Source organism: Streptomyces sp. NPDC001770, assembly GCF_053596135.1.
The window spans coordinates 116966-137688 of record NZ_JBSFFN010000012.1 but is presented as its reverse complement, the minus strand read 5'-3'; the positions used below and the strand labels follow the sequence as shown (position 1 = coordinate 137688).

At 71.8% G+C, this 20723-nt stretch carries 15 protein-coding genes; 2 read left to right on the top strand and 13 right to left on the bottom strand.

The window, feature by feature from the left end; translation table 11 throughout:
* Window positions 1-3: 3 nt before the first annotated feature.
* The 4 genes from ACWCSV_RS13655 to ACWCSV_RS13640 all read right to left on the bottom strand — a co-directional run bounded on the left by ACWCSV_RS13655 (window position 4) and on the right by ACWCSV_RS13640 (window position 5116).
* Complete coding sequence (locus ACWCSV_RS13655; RefSeq protein WP_451141698.1) at window positions 4-1593, bottom strand: AMP-binding protein; 1590 nt, start codon at window positions 1591-1593, stop codon at window positions 4-6.
* Window positions 1590-2807: an acyl-CoA dehydrogenase family protein gene (locus ACWCSV_RS13650; protein ID WP_451141696.1), complete on the bottom strand. Its 1218-nt coding sequence runs from the start codon at window positions 2805-2807 to the stop codon at window positions 1590-1592. The genes ACWCSV_RS13655 and ACWCSV_RS13650 overlap by 4 nt, the downstream gene beginning before the upstream one ends.
* A 40-nt stretch (window positions 2808-2847) precedes the next feature.
* On the bottom strand, window positions 2848-4446 hold the full coding sequence (locus ACWCSV_RS13645; RefSeq protein ID WP_451141694.1) for an FAD-binding oxidoreductase: 1599 nt from the start codon (window positions 4444-4446) through the stop codon (window positions 2848-2850).
* A gap of 166 nt (window positions 4447-4612) precedes the next feature.
* Window positions 4613-5116 carry a flavin reductase family protein gene (locus ACWCSV_RS13640; RefSeq protein ID WP_451141692.1) on the bottom strand — a complete coding sequence of 168 codons (504 nt, stop codon included), beginning with the start codon at window positions 5114-5116 and terminating at the stop codon, window positions 4613-4615.
* Between the two features lie 470 nt (window positions 5117-5586).
* Here ACWCSV_RS13640 and ACWCSV_RS13635 point away from each other — a divergent pair, with 470 nt between their 5' ends.
* Entirely contained in the window at window positions 5587-6729 is a 1143-nt protein-coding gene (locus ACWCSV_RS13635; protein ID WP_451141690.1) for a prephenate dehydrogenase, read from the top strand.
* A 51-nt stretch (window positions 6730-6780) separates the two neighbouring features.
* Here the strand turns inward: ACWCSV_RS13635 and ACWCSV_RS13630 are convergent, their stop codons facing one another.
* From ACWCSV_RS13630 to ACWCSV_RS13590, 9 genes are all read right to left on the bottom strand, one after another.
* Window positions 6781-7854, bottom strand: a complete 1074-nt coding sequence (locus tag ACWCSV_RS13630) for an LLM class flavin-dependent oxidoreductase (RefSeq protein ID WP_451141688.1) — start codon at window positions 7852-7854, stop codon at window positions 6781-6783.
* Window positions 7855-8238: 384 nt separating this feature from the next.
* The gene (locus ACWCSV_RS13625) at window positions 8239-10614 is read right to left on the bottom strand and encodes a galactose-binding domain-containing protein (protein ID WP_451141686.1); all 2376 of its coding nucleotides are present in this window, start codon (window positions 10612-10614) and stop codon (window positions 8239-8241) included.
* Entirely contained in the window at window positions 10611-11630 is a 1020-nt protein-coding gene (locus ACWCSV_RS13620; RefSeq protein WP_451141684.1) for a peptidyl-prolyl cis-trans isomerase, read from the bottom strand. The genes ACWCSV_RS13625 and ACWCSV_RS13620 overlap by 4 nt, the downstream gene beginning before the upstream one ends.
* Window positions 11631-11824: 194 nt before the next feature.
* A complete protein-coding gene (locus ACWCSV_RS13615; protein WP_451141682.1) occupies window positions 11825-13252 on the bottom strand; it encodes an alpha-L-fucosidase in 1428 nt (475 codons plus the stop codon).
* Window positions 13249-13428, bottom strand: a complete 180-nt coding sequence (locus ACWCSV_RS13610) for a DUF6903 family protein (protein WP_327174641.1) — start codon at window positions 13426-13428, stop codon at window positions 13249-13251. The genes ACWCSV_RS13615 and ACWCSV_RS13610 overlap by 4 nt, the downstream gene beginning before the upstream one ends.
* 49 nt (window positions 13429-13477) lie before the next feature.
* A complete protein-coding gene (locus ACWCSV_RS13605) occupies window positions 13478-14371 on the bottom strand; it encodes a carbohydrate ABC transporter permease (protein ID WP_451141680.1) in 894 nt (297 codons plus the stop codon).
* An 11-nt stretch (window positions 14372-14382) separates the two neighbouring features.
* Complete coding sequence (locus tag ACWCSV_RS13600) at window positions 14383-15243, bottom strand: carbohydrate ABC transporter permease (protein WP_327174643.1); 861 nt, start codon at window positions 15241-15243, stop codon at window positions 14383-14385.
* Window positions 15244-15544: 301 nt separating this feature from the next.
* Window positions 15545-16870, bottom strand: coding sequence for a carbohydrate ABC transporter substrate-binding protein (locus tag ACWCSV_RS13595; protein WP_451141677.1), 1326 nt, complete (start codon window positions 16868-16870; stop codon window positions 15545-15547).
* A gap of 624 nt (window positions 16871-17494) precedes the next feature.
* The gene (locus tag ACWCSV_RS13590; protein WP_451141675.1) at window positions 17495-18475 is read right to left on the bottom strand and encodes a LacI family DNA-binding transcriptional regulator; all 981 of its coding nucleotides are present in this window, start codon (window positions 18473-18475) and stop codon (window positions 17495-17497) included.
* Between the two features lie 104 nt (window positions 18476-18579).
* Between ACWCSV_RS13590 and ACWCSV_RS13585 the strand changes: the two genes are divergently transcribed.
* Complete coding sequence (locus ACWCSV_RS13585) at window positions 18580-20490, top strand: glycoside hydrolase family 35 protein (protein ID WP_451141673.1); 1911 nt, start codon at window positions 18580-18582, stop codon at window positions 20488-20490.
* Window positions 20491-20723 lie beyond the last annotated feature (233 nt).

The following is a 20723-nucleotide window of genomic DNA, read 5'->3' as shown; positions in this document are numbered from 1 at the left end:
ACGTCAGCCGGGCAGGCGGGCGATCAGGGCCGAGCGGCGCAGTTTGCCGGTGGGGGTGCGCGGCAGGTCGTCCTCGGCCAGTGCTTCCAGGTGGTCGACGGTGGCCCCGAAGCGCTGCCGCAGGTGCGCGCGGACCCGGCGCCCGGCTTCCTCCGGATCGGTCCCGGCCCGGGGGCGGAAGAAGACGGCGAGTGCGGTGGGCCCACCGGGTGCGGGGCCGTAGCCGCGCACCACGGTGAACGACGGGTGGACGCAGCCGAGGTCGTCCACGGCCTCCTCGATCTCGTGTCCGTGGTAGCGGTGGCCGCCGGCTTCGATGAGGTCGTCGGCCCGGCCGGTGACGGTCAGTTCGCCGTCCGCCACGTAACCGAGGTCGTCGGTGACCAGCCAGCCGTCGTCGGTGAGTGGAGCGGACCGCAGGCGTCCGCCGGTCATGAGGTGCTGTGCCACCGGTACTCCGCGGACCTGGACGCGCCCCAGGTCCCCCTGCGCGAGCGGCTCTCCTTCCTCGTCCACCACGCGCACGGCGACTCCGGGGTGGGGCACGCCGACGGAGACGTAGCGGCGGGGCGGGCCGTCGTGGGGGGTGTAGACGGAGTCCACCACCCCCGAGGAGGTCTCCGGCATGCCCCAGCCGGGGTGGAGCGCCCCGGGCGGCAGTCCGTACGGGGCGAGGGCCGCGAGGAAGCGCCGGGCCACCCGGTCCTTGACGGCCTCCCCGCCGTTCATGACGTACCGCAGCCGGGTCAAGTCCCAGCCGCGGTCCCCCGGTTCACTCTCCAGCCGGTCCGCGACCCGGGCGAAGGCGTGGTTGGGGGCCCAGGTGGTGTCGATCCGGCCGGCGGACGCCAGGTCCATCCAGCGCAGCGGGTCCTCGCGGATCCACGCGCTGTCGGCGTGCGTCTGGGCGCAGCCGAGGAACACGTCCCGTACGTGGAACATGACGATGCCGCTCACATGGTCCAGCGGCATCCAGTTGAGGGTCCGGCTGGTCGCGTCGAGCCTCCGGGCGAGTGCGGTGGCCAGGGCACGGCCGAGGACGTTGCGGTGCGTCAGCGGTACCGCCTTGGGGGCGCCCCCGCTTCCCGAGGTGAGGGTGAGCAGCGCGGTGCCGCCCGGCAGGGCACCGGGATCCGGCGCGCCGGCCCCGCCGCGCAGGGCGTCCACCGGCCCCAGCGGGCGCAGTCCGGGGGGCGGTCCGCCGGGCGGCTCGTCGCCGAGGAACAGGCCGGCGCCCGCCGCCGAGGCGGCCAGGGCCGTCTCCTCGCGGCTGCCCGGGGGCACGGGCAGCGGTACGGCTCCGGCGAGCACGCAGGCCCAGAACGCGGTCAGCAGGTGGGCCGGGCGCGCCGTCCGTACGACGACGGCGGCTCCCTGTTCCACACCCGCCGCCGACAGTCCCGCCGCCGCCCGCAGCGCGTCTCCGTACAGCCGCGCGTACGGAAGGAGAGTCGCGGCGCCCGCACCGTCGATCAGGGTGACACCGTGCGGTCCTCGGGCCGCACGCACCAGGGCCTCCCCCAGGGTGGTGACCGGGTGGGGCGGCAGCGGGCCGCCGTCCAGCAGGGCGGGCGGCGGCGGGGCTCCGGTCATGCCACGATGCCCAGGCTGAAGCTGTTGTGCGGCGTTCCGCCGAGGATGTGCGCGCCCGCCGACTGGAGCACCTGGTCCTGGGCGATGACGTGCTGGCGCATCGTCGTCAGGTCGCGCAGCCACCGGTCCATCGGTGAGGTGGCGCGGTAGATGGCCGTGGTGGCGACCAGGTCGTAGAGCCGGGTCACCACCGAGCGGGCTGCCCGGAACGCGTTGACCCGGGCCAGCACGGTGTCCACCCGGTCGTCCCGCCCCAGCTCGCCTGGCTGGTCGAGGAGTTCGGCCTGACGGCGCAGGCTGCCGTAGACGGCGTGCCGGGCCGCCCCGAGCTCCATCTCGGCCTCGGCGATGGCCATCTGCACGCGGTAGGTCTCGGCCCAGGGGGTCGCGGCGGCCCGGTCGACGCGGTTCGCCGCGAGTTCCCGGACGTAGTCGAGGGCGGCGCGGGCGACACCGAGCGGAACACCCGGCATATTGCGCAGAATCGCTTCGGGCGTCGCCGAAGAGCCGGCGGCGCGCGGGGCGTTGAAACTGAACGAGTGCTCCTCGGGGACGAACAGGTCGTCGGCCCGGTAGTCGCAACTGCCGCTGCCGGCCAGCCCGGTGGTGCGCCAGGTGTCGATCACCTCGAAGTCGCCGCGCGGTGCCAGCACGATCCGCCAGTGGGCGGGCGACCCGTCGGGGCCCGGCTCGGGCTCGCCCTCCTTGTACACGAAGCACCCGGCGACGACCCAGTCCGCGTGGTTGATGCCGCTGGCGAACTGCCAGCGTCCGGTGACCCGGTAGCCGCCGGGGACCCGCTCCGCGCGGCCCACCGGGAGGATCAGCCCGGCGGTGACGGTGTCGGGGTCGCCGAGTTCGTCCCGGGCCACGGACTCCGGCAGGAACTGCGCGTACAGCGGGGTGTCCATGCCGATCATGGCGCACCAGGAGGCGGACGCGTCACCCCGCGCCAGGAGTTCCACCACCTCCGTCTGCTGCACCGAGTCCAGCCCGGGGCCGCCCCGTTCGACGGGCACCGCCATCCGGAAGACGCCCGCCTCCCTGAGGCGCTCCACCACGGTGGGCGGCAGCCGGCGCGCCTGCTCGATCTCGTCGGAGGCGGCCCGCAGGACCGGGATGAGCTCACGGGCGGACCGGAACAGTTCGTCGGCGCTGACCGCGCGCTGGACGCCCGGGGGGCGCGGGGCGGGTGCTGCCTGGGAAATGGCCATGGTGTTCCCCTGTCTCCTGGGATGCGGTGGGTGTCGCTGATCAGCGGTAACGGCCTGCGGCTATCGCGTTGTTGGGGTCGATCAGCGTCTTGAGGCGCCTGGTCAGCGCCACTTCGCCGGGGTCGGAGGCGAAGGCCTCGCGCCACTCGGCGTGGTCGATGTCGAGCCGGTAGGGGGCGTAGCCGGCCTCGGAGAAGGATGTGTGGAGCAGGTCCAGCGCGCGGTGTGCCCGGTCGGCGGACTCGGCGTCCCGGGGGAACTTGACGGCGATCACGCAGTCCACCAGGTCCGGGCCGAGGATGTGCAGGGTGGCCGAGGGGCGCACGCCCGTTTCGGCGCCCGCGCGCCGCAGCAGCGTGTCGGCGTGCGCGACGGCCTCCCCGGTGAACGGCAGCAGGGGGAGGAAGAACAGGAAGCCCGCGCTGTCGTCCACGTGGTCGGCGCCGACGCCCATCTTGGCCCGGAAGATGGCGTCGGAGACGTCCGGATCGCCCGTGTACCCCCGTTCCACGAGCCGGGCCAGCTCCCGGACGGCGCTGTCGGCGGCGGGGGCGCCGTCGGTGCTGTCGGTGCTGTCGGTGCCGTCGGTGCTGTCGGTGCTGTCGGTGCTGTCGGTGCTGTCGGCGGCATCAGGGCCGTCGGCGGAGCCTTCGGCTCCGGTGTCCGAGACGCCGGTGAACAGTCCGGTGCGGCGGGCCTCGGCGGTCAGGATGCCGGTCAGCGCGGCCACCGACTCCGCGGTGCCGTCCACCGGCAGGTGCACCAGGAACTCGCCGTCGGGGGCGCCGTAGGCACGTCCGGCGAGCGGGTCGAAGATCCTCGGGACGCCCGCGACGAGGCCCTGGGCGACCCAGCGGCGTACCGCGGTGGTGGCGTCGGCCAGCACGTCGTGGGTGAACGTCAGGCGCACCACGCGCAGCGCCTCGGGTCGGACCGGGAGGCGCACCACGGCGGCGGTGACCGCGCCCAGGTTCGACTGGACGAACAGCGGCAGGGTCGAGGGCCCGAGGCCGGGCGCGTAGACGGGGGCGGTGCGGTGCCCGGTGGGCCACCAGCCCACCCGGACCGAGGTCCCGTCGGGCAGGGCGACTTCGAGTCCCGCGAGGTCTTCGGTGCGCTGGCGGCGCAGCCCGACGCCCCGGTCGAGCGCGTTGCCCACGATGCTGGTGGCCGCCGCCGATGAGGTCACGTTGACCATGCGGGACGTACCGTCCAGGAGTTCGGAGAGCCGGCCCTGGGTGACGCCGGTTTCGACGACGGCCCAGCCGGCCTCCAGGTCGAAGGCCCTGACCCGGTCGAGTCCGCCCAGATCGAGCACGACCGTGTCGTCCTGGGCGGGTTCGCCGGACCCCAGACCCCAGTTGCGGCCGGTGCTGATGACGTGGAGGCTGCCCGAGTCCGGGTCCCGGCCGAAGAGGGCCACGATCTCCGGCACCTGGTCCGCGGTGGCGGGGCGGATCACGGCCGCGACGCGCCGCTCCCGGAAGAGGCTGGTGTTGGGGCCGAGCGGACCGGGCCGGCCGGCGTCCGGAGCCGTACGCAGCACACGGTCGGCGCCGAGGAGGCGCTCGGCCTCGTCGAGCGCCTTGTGGAGGGCGGGCGGCCGGGGCGGGGCCGCCTCGGTCGGGTGGTCGGACATGGTGAACTCCCCTGCGGTTTCGGCGAGGGCGGGCGGTGGGTGGGTGGCGCGGCGGCAGCTGCCGTACGGGACTGGGGTCGGGGCGGCCGGCGCGGTGGGGGTCGCGCGGGCCGTCGGGGTGGGGGCGGGCCGGGGCCGAAGGGCGTCACCGGTGGCCGGACACCGCCTAACCCCTCGCCGGGGCGGGGTTCATGACGCCGTTCACGAAGACCAGGCGTCTGCGGGACGGGGTGACTCCGGTGGCGAGCACCCTCCCGATCACCATCAGGTGGTCCCCCGCGGTGAAGGATTCGGTGAGGGAGCACTCCAGCCAGCCGGCACCGTCGAACACCAGCGCCCCGGTGTGCTCGCCCGGCACGGAGCGGAGTTCGGTGAGCGCCTCGGTCCGCTTCTCCCGGGAGCGCGCCAGCCGGGCCGCGGTCGCCGCTCCGTCCGCCGCCAGGATGGACACGGCCCACTCCCCCGCCTTCAGCAGGTCGGCGAGGAACACCGAGTCGTGGCGCAGGCAGAGCGAGACCAGGGGCGGGTCCCAGGAGACGGGCGCGAGGGAGTTGACGGTCACGGCGTCGTGCCGTCGTCCGCCCGCGGCCGACGGTTCGGGCGTCCACACGCTGACCACGCCGACACCGGTGGCGAAATGCCGCATCACCGTACGCAGATCGGGTTCCACGGCTCCTCCTGGACGAGTGGGTGCGAGCGGGTGCTTGATGTGCCGCCGGGTTCACCGGCCCTGGTGCGGCCGGAGCGGTTCCGGCCGGCGAGCTCACGCTAGGGGGCCGTCCGGGCCGGCTGTTGCGTCCGGGCGCACGCCCTCTGCCGCGTTCGCGTAACGGCGGTGCCGCCGCCCGGAGGGGCCGGGGGGCCGGGGACCGGTGTGCGCGTTTGTGCCAGTTCCGGTGCGCCCGCGGGCCGCAACCGGGGCCGGGTTGGTGGCCACACTGCGGCGGACGGCCGGAACATTCCGCGACCACGGAGGGCACAGATGACAGTCAGCGAACCGGCGGCGGTACGCGCGCACTGCGGCTCATGCCGGGAGCCCGGTTCCGGCGCGAGGGCGGCACGGCCGGGGCCGGAAGCCCCTGGGCCGCCGCGGTCCGGGCGCCCCGCGGCCCTCCTCGGCCGTACCGGGAGGGGGACCCGGTGATCCGTACGGTCGCGGTGGTGGGCACCGGGCTGATCGGTACTTCGGTCGGGCTGGCACTGAGCAGGCACGGGGTGCGGGTGCACCTCGTGGACTCCGATCCGGCGGCCGCCAGGGTCGCGGCGGCCCTGGGGGCAGGGACCACCCAGGCGCCGGCCGCGCCGGTCGACCTCGCGGTGCTCGCCGTGCCGCCCACCCGGGTGGCGGAGGTCCTGGTCCAGCAGCAGCGGCGCGGACTCGCGCACGGCTACACGGACGTGGCGAGCGTCAAGTCGGCCACCGCCCTGGCGGTGCTGCGCAGCGGCGCCGACAGCTCCGGCTTCGTCGGCGGCCATCCCATGGCGGGCAGTGAGCGGTCAGGTCCGCTGGCCGCCCGCGCCGACCTGTTCGAGGGCCGTTCCTGGGTACTGACTCCTGCCGAGGACACGTCGCGGACGGTGCTCAACCACGCGCTCGCCGTCGTGGCGCTGTGCGGTGCGGTACCCGTGGTCATGGAACCCGAGGCGCACGACCGGACGGTGGCTCTCGTCTCGCATCTGCCGCACCTGGTCTCGGCGCTGCTCGCGGGGCGCCTGCGGGACGCCCCGCACGAGGTGCTGCGGCTGGCGGGGCAGGGGGTACGGGACGTCACACGGGTGGCGGGCGGCGACCCCGACCTGTGGGCGGACATCCTCGGGTCCAACACCGCGGCGGTCACGGACGCGCTGGGGGCTCTGGCGAAGGACCTGCTGACGGCGCTGGACGCGCTGGAGGGCGTCGGCGACGCCGGAGCCTCACCGACCGCCAGGGAGGAGAGCCGGGCCGTGGTGCGCGAACTGCTGGCACGGGGCCGGGAAGGGCGGCGGATCCTGCACGACCGGAGGGATGCGGGGGCTCCTTCGCACTCCACGACCGTGTGGGTCGAGTTGACGGGCCGTACGGGCGAACTGGGCCGGCTGCTGCTGGAGACCGCGGAGCTGGGTCTCTCCGAGGACGCGCTCCGGCTGCTGCCGGACGAGGGCCCCGGAGGTCTGACGGCCCGGATCTCCGCCCCGTACGCCGAGGCGGAGGCCCTGCGGCGGCGGCTGTCCGAGACGGGCTGGCTCGTCCGTCTCCCCGACGGCCTTCTTCCCGACGGTGTCGAGGCGCCCGCCCCGGCCTGACCGCCGGCCCCGTGCCGCCCCTGCCCCGGCGCGGGCGGCACGGGCCTGCCGTCAGAGCGCGGCCCCACCGCCCGGCAGCCCGTAGGCGTCCGCGATCAGCTCGAAGGAGCGCAGGCGCTCCGCGGTTCCGTGGGAGTTGGTCGCGAGCATGATCTCGTCGGCCCCGGTCCGCTTGTAGAGCTGGTCGATACCGGACCGCACCTCGTCCCCGGTGCCGTACAGGGCGTTGTCCAGCCAGCCGCCCAGGACCGCACGCTCCTGGGCGGTGAAATCGTGCGCCGCCGCCTCGTCGGCCGTCGGCACGAGGCCGGGCCGCCCGCTGCGCAGCCGGACCGTCGCCAGCGCTCCGGTCAGTGCCTGGCGGCGCGCCTCCTCGGGGTCCTCGGCGGCGAACGCGAACACCCCGATCAGCACCTGGGGCCGGCTCAGGAAGGCGGAGGGCCGGAAGCTGCCGCGGTAGAGATCGAGTGCGGGCAGGGTGTTCTGGGCCGCGAAGTGGTGGGCGAACGCGAACGGCAGTCCCAGCTCGCCGGCCAGCCGGGCGGAGAAGCCGGAGGAGCCCAGCAGCCACACCTGCGGCTTCCCGGTGCTCCCCTGCACGGGGCCGGGCACCGCGTGAATGCTCCGGTACGGGTGCCCGTCCGGGAAGTCGTCGGCGAGGAAGGCCAGCAGCTCCCGCACCTCGGCGGGGAAGTCGTCGGCTCCCCCGCGCCGCAGCGCGGAGGCGGTGGCGCCGTCGGTTCCCGGGGCCCGCCCCAGCCCGAGGTCCACCCGGCCCGGGGCCAGCGCCTCCAGGGTGCCGAACTGCTCGGCGATCACCAGCGGGGCGTGGTTGGGCAGCATCACTCCGCCGGAGCCGAGCCTCAACCGCTGGGTGTGGGCGGCGAGGTGGGACAGCACCACGGCGGGGCTGCTGCTCGAAATGCCCGGCATGGAGTGGTGCTCGGCGACCCAGTAGCGGGAGAAGCCGCGCGCGTCCGCCAGCTTCGCCAGGCTCACCGAGGTACGCAGCGCTTCCTGGGCCGTGTAGCCCTGTCCCACGGCCACCAGGTCCAGCACGGACAACGGTACGGGGGCCGTCCCCTGGGCCCCGGCCGGCGGAGGAACGGTGTTCTCGTCAGTCATGGGGCGAGCAAAACCCATCCGGACGGCGCGCGTGAGACCGCGCTGTCGTTTCCGGACAGGCCGCGAGGAGCCCCTCCGGGCGGATCGCGAACCGCCCGGACGGGCTCCGGCACCGCCCCGGTGGGCCATCGGCGCAGGTCAGCGGGGGTCACGGCGGCCGTGGGGCACAGTCCTCAACTCCCGCGCAAGGCCCTAGTGTTGCGGGACAATGACGGCCGTACGAACAAGTGCGCCCCGGTCGCCGGAAAATCGGGCGGAAACACAGCGGGGCGGCGCCCTCGCCCGATACGCCGACGGCGGGTGGTTGCCGTGGCATCCACCCGCCGTCGGTGCGTCACCCGCGCGGGCCCGGCCCGTTCACCGCGGTCCGCGGGTTCCGCCCTGCTACGCGCCCGCGCGGTAGACCGAGATCTCGGTCAGGCTCGGGGTGTACTGCTCCGTGGCGATCTGGCCGGTGAGCGCCACCCGCAGCTTGGAGCTGGTGACGGTACCGAAGCCCGTCACCGTGAGGTCGTGCCCGACACCAGTGTCACGGGTGGCGAAGGTGACCCAGGAACCGGTGGCCGCGTCCCAGCGCTGGAGCTCGAAGGACTGCACCCGGGGGTTGGTGCCCGAGTCGGTGTACTCGTCCAGGTAGACCTGGTCGAACGTGGTGTCCGCGCCGAAGTCGATGTCGAGCGTGATCGGGTAGGCCGCGTCGTCGGCGGCGGCCCAGCGGGTCGACAGGTTGCCGTCGGTCAGCTTCTCCGCGCCGAGCGAGCCGTTCGCCCCGGGGTGGGTCGAGCCGGCGGTCACGGACTTGCCCAGGGCGAGGTTCACCCTGTTGTCCGTCTCCTCCTCGATCGGGTCGGTGTCGACCGGGTGGGCCACCTTGCGGCCGGACTTGGACTCGGCGATGCCGATGTCCGGGGCGTCACCGTAGTAGAGGTGCGTCCCGAGGAAGTCCTCGGTGCCCAGGTGCGCGTTGTAGCGGCCCGCGTCGATCAGGGGCGAGTCCTTGCGCAGCGCGAAGGGCGCGGCGGCCTTGCGGATCTTGTCGACGCCCGCACCGGTGACGTAGTGGGCGGGGTCGCCGACGAACTTCGGGTCGGCGCGCAGCCCGTCGGGGTCGGCCGGCTCCTGCGCGGAGTGGGTGCCGGACGCCTCGTAGTAGTCGTTGTTCGAGAACACCGCCTGCCGCAGGGCGCCGGTCCGGCGGTACCACGGCGTCGGGGTGGTCTCCGACGTGTTGTAGAAGATGTTGTTCAGGAAGTAGACGCGGCTCAGGAACGTCTCGTCGTGGACGGTGTTCAGGTCGGCGCCGTCGTAGACGAAGGTGTTGTTGGTGAAGTACGTCGGCGCGTAGTTCGTCGACAGCATGTTCTTCACGAGCACGCCGTTGTCGTTGACGCTGAGGTTGTAGCGCGCCACCGAGTTGGAGCTGTTGCCCATGTAGGCCATCCAGCCCGCGGCGTTGTCGTGCGAGTAGTTGTACTGGTACGTGACGTTGAAGTTGGTGTACTCCAGGTCCCAGGGGGTGCCGTCGTACTCGTTGTCCGGACCGCCGTAGACCTCGTTGTACTGCATGGTCGAGTCGGCGCCGGCCCACAGGTAGAGCCCGCAGGAGACCGCGTTGTAGCGCTCCAGGAAGCCGTTGACCTCGTTGTACTCGACCGTCATCCGCTGCGAGTCGGCGAGCTGGAAGGCGCCCTGGCCGATGCTCTTGGCGTAGTTGTGGCCGATGTAGACGTCACGGCTGTACAGGTCGCGGGTGCGTACCCAGAGCTGCTCCCAGCCCTCGTGCCACTTGCCGGCCTCGTCGTACTGGCCGGAGTCGGCGCTGTCGGCGGCGAACCAGTTGAACGCGAACTGCACCGCGTGCAGTTCGACGTTCTCGAAGGTGTTGTTCTCGATCCGGACGTCCTGGAAGTGGTATCCGCCGGCCGGGTACGCCTTGTAGCTCTTGCTGCCGAAGACCTGGAAGTCGACCGCACCGTAGTGGATCTTCTGCCAGCTGCTCGGACCGTCGAGGTTGTGGACGTAGATGTCCGATATGCGGAAGTGATCCATGACCGTGTCCGCGCCGTCCGGGAACAGGTCGGCGTTGATCGAGACCATGATGCCGTCGCGGACGTAACTGCCCTTGGTGATGTCCGTCGCGAAGTCGTCGTCGTTGGACAGCTCGACGTTGTCGATGTCCCAGTACTGCTGGTTGCGCAGCACGATGGCGCCGGTCAGACCGACGGTCTGCGGGTTCTTCGTGCCGTCGGCGTTGAACGGGCTGGGCACGTTGCCGTTGGCCGCGATGTACGGCCGTCCGGCGCGCTTGTCGCCGTACGCCGAGATGGTGATCGGCTTGCCCGCGCTGCCGGAGCCCTTCGGCCACAGCTGCTCGTTCTGCCACTGCTCGCCGGCCTTGAGCAGGATGCGGTCGCCGGGCAGAAACGTCGTCGCGTTCGCCTTGGCCAGGCTGCGCCAGGCGTTCTTCGGCGAGGTGCCGGCCGCGGTGTCGTGGCCGAGCGTGGCGTCGATGTAGTAGTCCTTGCCGCCCGTCGCGTTGTGCTTGTTGCCGGGCCAGGACTTGCCGGCGGCGGGGGCGGGAGCGGGGGCGGGAGCGGCGGCGTGCTTCGGTTCGCTCGCGGCGTGCGCGGCCGGGGCGAGCGACCCCACGAGCAGCGCGGCGAGCACGGAGGCGAGGCCGGTGCGAACCGTCCGTGTGGTGAGCCACGGGCGCTTCACCGACGCCTCGTCGGCGGGCGGGCCGATGTCGGCAGGTCTCATTGCTGCACGTCCTTCGCGTTGATGGCGGCCACCGCCGAGCTGTCGACGTGCATCGAGGCGTCGTCGGCCCGGCGCTGGAGGTAGGTGGCGTACTTCTTCTCGACGAGCGACTGGCGGATCCGCTGGGAGTACTCGGTGAACGCCTTGTCCTTGTCGGTCTTCACGCTGTCGAGCTGGTAGTACGTGATCTGGCCGGTGCCCTTGACGGGCCCGGAGACCTGGCCTTGGTGAAGGTCCCCGAGTACGGAGACGAGGTCCTGGTCGTGGGTGCTCAGCCCGGTCGAGCCGCTGCCGCCGTAGGTGCCGGTGGTGACCTCGGCGTCCGGCACCCCGGTGACGTCCGCGAGGTGCCCGGCGGCCTTCACCCGGCGCTGGAGGCCGCCGGCGAAGTCCGCGGGGGCGCCGTCCGGCACCTGGACCACGAGTTGCGTGTACGCGTACGTGGTCGCGTTGGCGCTCCAGGAGTCCGGGTCCGCGTCGAAGGCCTTGCGGACCTCGGCGTCGGTGACGTGGAGCGGGTCGCCCGGATTCTTGCTGAGCAGGTCCTCGAGGCTGGTGGTGAGTTCGGTCAGCCGGTGGGTCCAGTACTCCTCGGGGGAGAAGTCGGTGACCCCGTAGACCGTCTGTCCGGCCTGGACCGCCTGGGTGCGGGCCTCGTTCTCCGCCGTGCGCTCCGCGGAGAGGTCCGCGAAGTCGACGGAGTCGACGAGACCCTGCTGCTGCGCGAGGACGAGGGTGGCCCGGTCCTCGCGGATCTCGTCGAACGCGCTGGTCTCCAGGCGCTGGAGCGCCGTCTTCGCCCCCGCCTTCGCGTTCCAGCTGAACGGGGTGGCCAGGTGGTAGGTGGTGGTCAGCTCGTTCTGCACGGTGGGCGCGAGCCGTCCCATGTGGAAGAGGAGTTCGTCGCGGGTGACCGGGCGCCCGCCCAGGGTGGCGACGTCGTCTCCCCGGTGGCCGCCGGACGTCGTCACCGTCGCGACGACCACCGCGACGACGGCGAGCACGGCGCCGGTCACCGCGGCGAGGGTCCGCCGCGACATGCGCCGCGGTGCCGGTGCCGGGCGCGTGGCGGCACCGGTGCCGCGCGCGGCGGCCGGCTTGCGCGAGCCGGGCCTGCCCGAACCGGGCTTGCCGGAGCCGGGCTTGCCGGAGCCGGGCTTGCGGGTGCCCGCCGGGGGGCGCGGCGCCCGTGTGCCGGGCGCCGCGCCCTTCACGAACCCGCCCCGATCGCCGCCACCCGGGCGACGACGGGGGTGTCCCGGGCCGCGGTGATCGCGAACTCGACCGTGTCGGCCTCGGCGGGCGGGAAGGTGAGGATGCGCTGGTAGCCCACCGCGCTCGTCTCGGCGAGCGTGGTCCACTCACCTCCCAGGGCGCCCCGGACGACGACGTGTTCGACGCGCTGGCCCTGGGCGATGTCCTCGCCGAGCACGACCGCCTCGATCCGGCGGGGCCCGTCGAAGGTGAGGGTCACGGTGGGGGCGGTGTCGGTGCCGTCCGGGCGCCAGGGCGCCTCCGCCTTGCCGGGCCAGGCGGTGGCGACGTCCCCGGGGGTGCCGGAGGTGACCGTCGCGGTGGCCTCGATCCGGCGGGAGCGGAACTCCTCGATGCGCCGGCCGAGTCCGTCCAGGGCTGCCACGTCGGCGTCCCGCAGACGTCCGTCCGCGGCCGGGGGGACGTTCAGCAGGAAGCAGGAGTTGCCGCCGACGGCACGCCGGTAGATGGTGAACAGCTCGTCCACCGGGCGGACTTCGGTGTCCTCGGCGGTGTGGTGGAACCAGCCGGGGCGGATCGAGGTGTTGACCTCGGCCGGGTACCAGACCAGGTCCGACTCGTGGCCGGCGAGCGCGGCCCGGCTGCCCAGGTCGCGGTCGTCGCTGCGGACGAGGCGGGAGAACGCGCCGTCGTCCGCCTGCTGCGAGACGGAGGCGGTCCGCTCGGCGTCCTGGAGGGCGCGCGGGACCACGCTCCACTCGTCGGGGCGGGTCTCGCCGGCCTCGTTGCCGCACCAGCGGACGTCGGGGCCGCACACGTTGATCACCGCGTCGGGCTGGAGCTCGCGGACCACCGCGTAGTAGCGCTCCCAGTCGTAGACCTGGCGCTTGCCGTTGGGGCCCTCGCCGTTGGCGCCGTCCAGCCACACGGAGAACACCGGGCCGTAGCGGGTGAGCAGTTCGGTGAGCTGGGCGACGTAGAAGTCGTCGTACGCGCTCCCGGAGCCGTAGGACGCCTCGGTGCGGTCCCACGGCGAGAGGTAGACGCCGAACTTCAGGCCGTGCCGGCGGGCCGCCTCGGCCACCTCGGCGACCACGTCGCCCGTGCCGCCGCGCCACGGCGAGGAGGCGACCGAGTAGTCGGTGGCGTCGCTCGGCCACATGCAGAAGCCGTCGTGGTGCTTGCAGGTGAGGATGACGCCGGTCATCCCCGCGCTCTTGAGCGAGGCCACCCACTGGTCGGCGTCGAGGTCTGCCGGGTCGAAGAGGGCCGGGGCGTCGTGCCCCTCGCCCCACTCCCGGTCGGTCATCGTGTTCATGCCGAAGTGGATGAAGCCGTAGAACTCCATCTCCTGCCAGGCGAGCTGCCGCTCGCTCGGCCGGACCTCGGCGAGCGCCCGTGCGGACGCGGCCGCGGTGGTCACTGGTACCTCCGGTTGTACGAGGCGAGCAGGGCCATCAGCCCGGCCAGCGCGAGGAGCATGATGCCGAGGTGTCCCCAGCCGATCGTCTTGCGCTCCACCACGACGAGCGCCACGCAGGCCGCCGCGACGAGCGTGCGCACGCCGACGAGCAGCGCCGTACGCGTCGAGTCCTTCATGTCGGTCTTCCTTCCGCCGGGCCGCTCGGGCCCGGTCGCTGTGGGCCCGTCAGCCCTTGACGCCGCCGGATGCCATGCCCTCGATGAGCCGCTTCTGGATGAAGGCGTAGACGATCAGGACGGGGACGATGACGATGACCATGCCGGCGTACAGGCGTCCGTAGTCCGCCGCCGCCTTCTGTGCCGTGAACAGGTTGAGCAGGCCGACCTGGACGGTCTTTCCCTCGCCGGGAAGCAGGGTCAGCGAGATGATGAAGTCGTTCCAGTAGGCGAGGAAGTTGAACAGGATCACGGTGGTGATCGCGGGCCGGGCCATCGGCAGCATGATCCGGGTCATGATCCGGAACCGGGACGCCCCGTCGATCGACGCGGCCTCCTCGTAGGCGACCGGGATGGACCGGAAGTACGCGGTGAGCAGGTAGATCGTGAAGGGGATCGACGTGGCCGCGTAGACGAGCGAGAGCACCGAGGGGTTGTCGAGGAAGAACCCGCCGGGGAAGACGTCGACGAGCGCCTTGTCCCAGTCGACCAGCATCAGGAAGATCGGGACGACGATGTAGTTGACGTTGACGAAGAGCCCGCCGAGCAGGAGGAGTTCGACGAAACCCTTGCCCTTGAACTCGTACCGGGCGATGACGTACGCGGCCGGCACGGAGACCACGAGGACCAGGACCAGGCCGAGCACGGTGACGAACACCGAGGTCAGGAAGTACTGGCCCATGTGGGCGTCGGTGAACGCGTCGACGTAGTTCTGCAGGCGCAGCCCCTCGGGCAGCGACCACGGGCTGCCGAAGAACTCGCTCTTCTTCTTCAGCGAGGCGAGCAGCACCCAGGCGACCGGCACCGCGATGGCGAGGGCGAGGGCGATGACGAGCACGTACGTGAGTACGCGGCCGATCCGCGAGCGGGCGGCGGGAGGGCGGGGTGTGTTGATCACGGTCATGGTGTCTGTCCTCAGAACTGAAGGGGCTCGCGCTTGGTCGCCCGGCTCATCAGGAGCGACACGAGGAAGGAGAACGCGAAGATGACGACACCGATGGCCATGCCGTAGCCGTACGAGGAGTTCGTGTACGCCTGCTTGTACATGTAGCTCAGCAGGACCTCGGAGGAGCTGTCGGGGCCGCCGCCGGTCATCGCGCGGACCAGCACGAAGCTGAGGTTGACCGCGCTCATGATGAAGAAGGTCAGCGAGGTCCGCAGGTTCTGCCAGATGAGCGGCATCGTGATGGAGAAGAACTGCCGGGTGGCGGAGGCTCCGTCGAGCCCGCTGGCCTCGTACAGCTCCTCGGGGATGCTCGACATGCTCGACATGTAGAGGACCATGTAGTAGCCCAGGGACTGCCAGACCATCGCGATGCCGACGGAGTAGAGCACGACCTTCTGGTCGCCGAGCCAGACCTGCTGCCAGCTGTCGAGGGAGACCAGGCGCAGCATGCTGTTGAGCAGACCGTTGTTCTGGTCGTAGATGGCGGAGAAGACCGCCGCGATCACGACCACGGAAAGCACGTTGGGGATGTAGAGGACGAACCGGAGGAAGTTGCGGCTGCGCAGCTTCTGCCGCGTCATGATCGCGGCGAGGAAGAGGCCCATCCCCATCGTCACCGCGGTGACCACGACCAGCAGCGTCACCGTGTTCTGGAACGCCCGCACGAACTGCTCGTCGTCGATGAGGTGGCGGAAGTTGTCCAGCCCCACGAACTTCATGTCCGGGGAGAAGCCGCTCCAGGTGTAGAGCGACATCCGGAACACGTTCACGGTCGGGTAGACCATGAACACCGCGAAGAGCACCAGCGCCGGGAGCAGGCAGGCGAGCACGAAGCGGGTATGGCCGGACCGGCGTGCGGGGGACGCCTTGCCGCGCCGGGATTCACCGGCGGACGTCCGCGTTTTCGATACGGGGTCCGCTGAGTCTTGGGGTGGGGTGGAGAGGGTCGTCACCGTGCCGGTCCTTCGGTCGTACGAGGCAGTCCTGAGGGGGCCGGGAAGCTCTCCCGGCCAGGGCGTGTGCCGAAAGTCGCGCCGCCGGCCCGTAGGGCGGGTCCGGCGGGGCTTTCGACGCGCGCCCCGATGGAGGCGCCGGCGGCGGCCCGGGTCGGCCGGGTCGCCGCCGGGCACATCAGTTGCCCGCCTGGCGCAGCTTCTCGCTGGCCTCGTTCAGCGCGGACTGCCACTTCGCTTCGGTGGTGTCGCCGCTGATGATGCTGTTGGCGGTGTCGAAGAGCGTGGACTTGATGTCGACGCCCTCGACCGGAGAGGTGCTCGCGAAGCCGCCGACGAGCGCGGAGACCGACGGGTCCTCGTAGAGCTTGTAGAACGTGGCGCTCTCACCGGTCAGGGTGTCGGCAATGCCCTGGATCGGCTGGATCGCGTTCGACTTGGCGAAGATCTTCGCGGCCTCGTCGGAGTACAGGTAGGCGACGAAGTCCTTCGCCGCGTCCTTGTGCTGCGCGGCGCTGGGGACCCACACCGACTCGACGGAGGTCGTCAGGTAGCGCTTGGCTCCGGCGGTGACGGCCGGCAGCGGGGTCAGGCCCCAGGTGAAGCCGTCGGCGCGCGGGGCGTCCGCCATCTCACCCGTGATCCAGGTGCCGTTCGGCATGAACAGCGCCTTGTTGTCCAGGATCGACTGCTGGTTCTTGGTGAAGTCCTGCTCGTTGGCGTAGCCGACGGTGGTCGGCGCGGCGTAGCCGAGCAGCTTGGTGGTGATGTCCAGCGCCTTCTTCGCGTTCGGCGTCTTCCAGACGTCCTTCTTGTACGTCATGACGTCGGTGTAGAACTGCTCCCCGCCGACGTCGGCGAGCAGCGCGAAGAAGTACGAGTCGAGGTAGCCGGCGGTCGGGTAGGTGAAGAGGGGTATGCCCGCCTTCTTCGCCTTGTCGCCGAGCGCGAACATGTCGTCCCAGGTGGCCGGGGTCTTCCAGCCGTTCTTCTCGAAGAGGCCCTGGTTGTAGAAGAGTCCCGTCGGCGCGTAGTACATCGGCATCAGGTACGTCTTGTCCGTGCCGTACGGGTTGGTGTTCAGGTTGCCGACGATGCCCGGGGTGAGCTTGTCGCCGACCGTCGTGGTCTCGCCGGGGACCTTCGCCTTGAGGACGGAGGTGAGGTCCTCCACGGCCTTGTCCTTGACCAGGGTCTCGGTGAGGGCGGCCTTGCGGCCCTGGCCGAGCACCACGACGTCCGGGTACTTGCCGGCCTTCATGTTCGGGGTGATCTCGTCCTCGATGCTCTTCGAGATCTGGAGCTGGACGTCGACATCCGGGTGCGCCGCCTCGTAGGCCTTGATGACCTGCGTGTACATGTCCCGGCCGTAGCCGCCTTCGAGGGCTGCGACCTTGAGTGTCGTCTTGCCCGAGTCCGCGCTGTCGCCGCCTCCCGAACATCCGGTGGCGAGCAGCCCGAGCACCGTGACAGCGGTGCCTGCAAAGGCGAGCGATCTCCTCATTGGGGGTCCTTCCCGGGGACAAGTTGCCCATCTGACTGCGAGTGGCAGAGCGGGCCGGGCATGGCCCCTGTCGGGGGGCCGCATCGCCCGGCGCCGCGCCACCGCAGGGCCGGACTTGGATCTTCGTTGATCCGGCGTTGTTACGGTGGCACCGATAACATGGTGCGTACGATGGCATCGATCACATGACGGCGCAAGGGGTCAGATGAGGTCGATTCAGCGAACGGCTCACATCGAGGCCATTTGGACCGCCGCGCCCGGTCCGTTCAGGACCTCGGACACGGGCCGGCCGGGGCGCGATCAGGCGTCAGCGCCCGGTGTCCACAAGGGAATTCCGGCGGAGCGCCAGGACGCGCGGACACGGTCGCGCACGCACGGGACGCCGCACGAGCACCTGTGACTCTTTTCGTACGAGCCCACCCCGGACCGGCACCGAACCGTCGCGAACCACGCGTGAGCGGGACGAATGGGCACGGCAGGACGGGCGCCGGTTCCCACGGGGCCCGGGCGAGCGGGATGGGCACCGCGGCCCACGGAGCCGGGGCGAGCGGGACGATCGGAACACCCCTGGACCATCAAGGCGAACAGGGTGAAAAGGGGACGACCGGGGCCGGAGCCCCGGTCTCACCCCTGGCGCGGCGGTGCGGTGGAGCCGCGCACCGACAGGGACGCGGTGACGGCCGCGTCCTCGACGTCGGCCTCCCCCTGGAGCAGCAGCGTGACGGCCGCCGCGCCGTACCCGTAGAAGTCCTGCCGGACGGTCGTCAGGGGCGGCGCGCAGTAGGCCGCCAGCGCGATGTCGTCGACGCTCACGATGGAGACGTCGTCGGGCACCGACCGGCCGCGTTCGCGCAGGGCCCTGATCACCCCGAACGCCATCTCGTCGCTCGCGACGAAGACCGCGGTGATCTCGGGGATCATCGCGATGATCTGCCCCTGCCGGTAGCCGGAGTCGGGCGACCAGTCCCCCTCCAGCGGGGTCGGCGGCTCGATCCCGGCCGCGTCCAGGCACTCCCGCCACCCCTGGCGGCGCCGGCGCGCCTCGATCCACTCGTCCGGCCCGGCAATGTGCCAGACCTGGCGATGCCCCAGGTCGAGCAGGTGCTGCGTGGCCAGCCGGCCCGCCTCCGCCTGGTCGATCCCGAGCACCCTGGCCCCCTGCGTCCGCGACCCGTCGAGGGTGACGGTCGGGATCTCGCGGGTGAGGTCCTCTATCTTCTGCGTCACCGACAGGAGCGGCACGGCGATCACCAGACCGTCGACGCCCTGGTCGGCGAGTCTGGCCAGGGACCGCTCCATCAGGCCGGCGTCGAGCCCGGCGATGGTGGCGATGCTCACCGCGTACCCCGCCGCACCTGCGGCCGACTCGACACCGGCGGTGACCGCCGAGCGCGAGTAGTACCCGCCGGACTCCAGCAGCACGAGCCCGATGGTGTGGCTGCGGCCCGAAGAGAGCGCCCTCGCGGCGCTGTTGAAGCGGTAGCCGACCTGCTCCACCGCCGCGAGCACGCGCCGGTTGGTGTCGGGCGTGACGTTCGGCGAACCGCGCAGAGCACGTGACACCGTCTGCGCCGACACTCCGGCGATCCGGGCCACGTCGGCCATGCTCGGCTGTCTCGGCCTCGCGATGTCCTCGTTCAAGAGATGTCCTCGCTCAAGACGCTCCATCCTCCGGGATCGGCTGCTGGACTCTACCAAGCTTGTTATACATGTCATCGATAACATACGCTCGCGCCGTGACTGAGTCGCCCACGACACACATCCCCTCGGCACGCCCCACGGACGATGCGGTGGCGGGCCCCGCCACCGCCGCTCTGTCCTGGCGCGAAGGCCGCATGTACCGCGACGGCGTTCCGCACCGCATTCTGTCGGGAGCGCTGCACTACTTCCGGGTCCATCCCGATCTCTGGCGGGACCGCATCCGCCGGATCGCCGATCTCGGGCTCAACACCATCGACACGTACGTGGCTTGGAACTTCCACCAGCCGCGCGAGGACCGGGCGCCGGACTTCGACGGCTGGCGGGACCTCGAACGCTTCATCCGTACGGTGGGAGAGGAGGGCCTCGACGTCATCGTCAGGCCCGGCCCCTACATCTGCGCGGAGTGGTCCAACGGCGGTCTGCCCGGCTGGATCACCGGCCGCGACCTCGCCCTGCGCAGTTCGGACCCGCTGTTCACCTCGGCCGTCGGCACCTGGTTCGACGACCTGATCCCCCGCATCGCCGCGCTCCAGGCGTCCGAGGGCGGGCCGGTCGTCGCGGTGCAGGTGGAGAACGAGTTCGGCAGCTACGGCGACGACCACGCCTACATGCGCTGGAGCCGCGAGGCCCTGACCGAACGGGGCATCACCGAGCTGCTGTTCACGGCGGACGGCCCCACCGAACTGATGCTGGACGGCGGTTCCCTGCCAGGCACCCTGATGGCCGCAACCCTGGGCTCCAAGCCCGAGGCCGCCCGCCGGCTCCTGGCGGGCCGGCGCCCCGAAGAGCCCTTCCTGGTCGCCGAGTTCTGGAACGGCTGGTTCGACCACTGGGGCAAGCGGCACCACGTACGCGGCGTGGAGAGCGCGGTGCACACCCTGCGCGGCATCGTCGCGGACGGCGGCAGCGTCAGCATCTACATGGCGCACGGCGGCACCAACTTCGGTCTGTGGGCAGGTGCCAACGAGTCGGACGGCCGGCTGGAACCCATCGTGACCAGCTACGACTCCGACGCGCCGATCGCCGAGGACGGCAGGCTCACACCGAAGTTCTTCGCCATGCGCGAGGCGCTCGGCGCCGAGGGCCCCCTCCGGTCGCCCGAGCGGCTGCCGACGCTCCCGCCCGCCCGCGTCCCGCTCACGCACCGGGCCGGCCTTCTCCCCGGGCTGCGCGCCGTACGGCCGACGACCACCAGCACCGCCCCGCGCCCCGCCACGTTCGAGCAACTCGGCCTGGACGCGGGCATGGTCCTGTACACCGCGCACCCGCGCATCCCGGCGGGCACGCACCGGCTGACCCTCACCGACGTACGCGACCGCGCCCTCGTCTTCGTCGACGGCGCCTTCCTCGGCATCGCCGACGCCGACTCTCGGGAACTGTCCGTGGCGGGAACCGGCGAGACCGTGGAACTGGAGGTCCTGGTCGAGAACCTCGGCCGGATCAACTACGGACCGGCCGTCGGCGGGCACAAGGGCCTGCTCGGCCCGGTTCTGGTCGACCGGCGCACCGTGCAGGGCTGGGAGAGCGCGCCGGTCGCGCTCCAGGAGTGGTCCGACGCGGAACTCACCGAGGCGTTCGCCTCCGGCCACGCGCCTGCCGATGACCCCGGCACGCCGGCCACCGGCCCGGGTACGCCCACCACCGGGTTCGCCGTCGCCCGGCTCCATGTCGGCACCCCGGCGGACACCTTCCTCGCGCTGCCCGGTTCGCGGCGCGGCTTCGTCTGGGTCAACGGCTTCCTGCTCGGCCGCTACTGGGAGATCGGGCCCCAGGTCACCCTGTACTGCCCGGCACCGCTGCTGCGTTCCGGCGACAACATCATCACCGTCCTCGAACTGGAACAGCTGGGCGAGGAAGTCGAGTTGCGGGACCGTCCCGAACTCGGCCCACCGGAGGAGTACATCGAGGAGTTCGACTGACCGCGGCGGCGACCGGCTGAACGCCGGGCGGCGGATCGCGCCCGATCCGCCGCCCGGCGAGAACCCGACTCCGAGGAAGACCAAGGACACCCGAGCGCTCGCGGAACGGCTGCGGGGTCACTCCGCCATGGGGATTAAATGCCGCGGACGTGAGGCGTCGCGACCGGTTCCACCGTTGACGATCCCTACCGTGTCGTGCGAAACGCAGGCCTGGCCAAGGCGTCTGTCCTGCC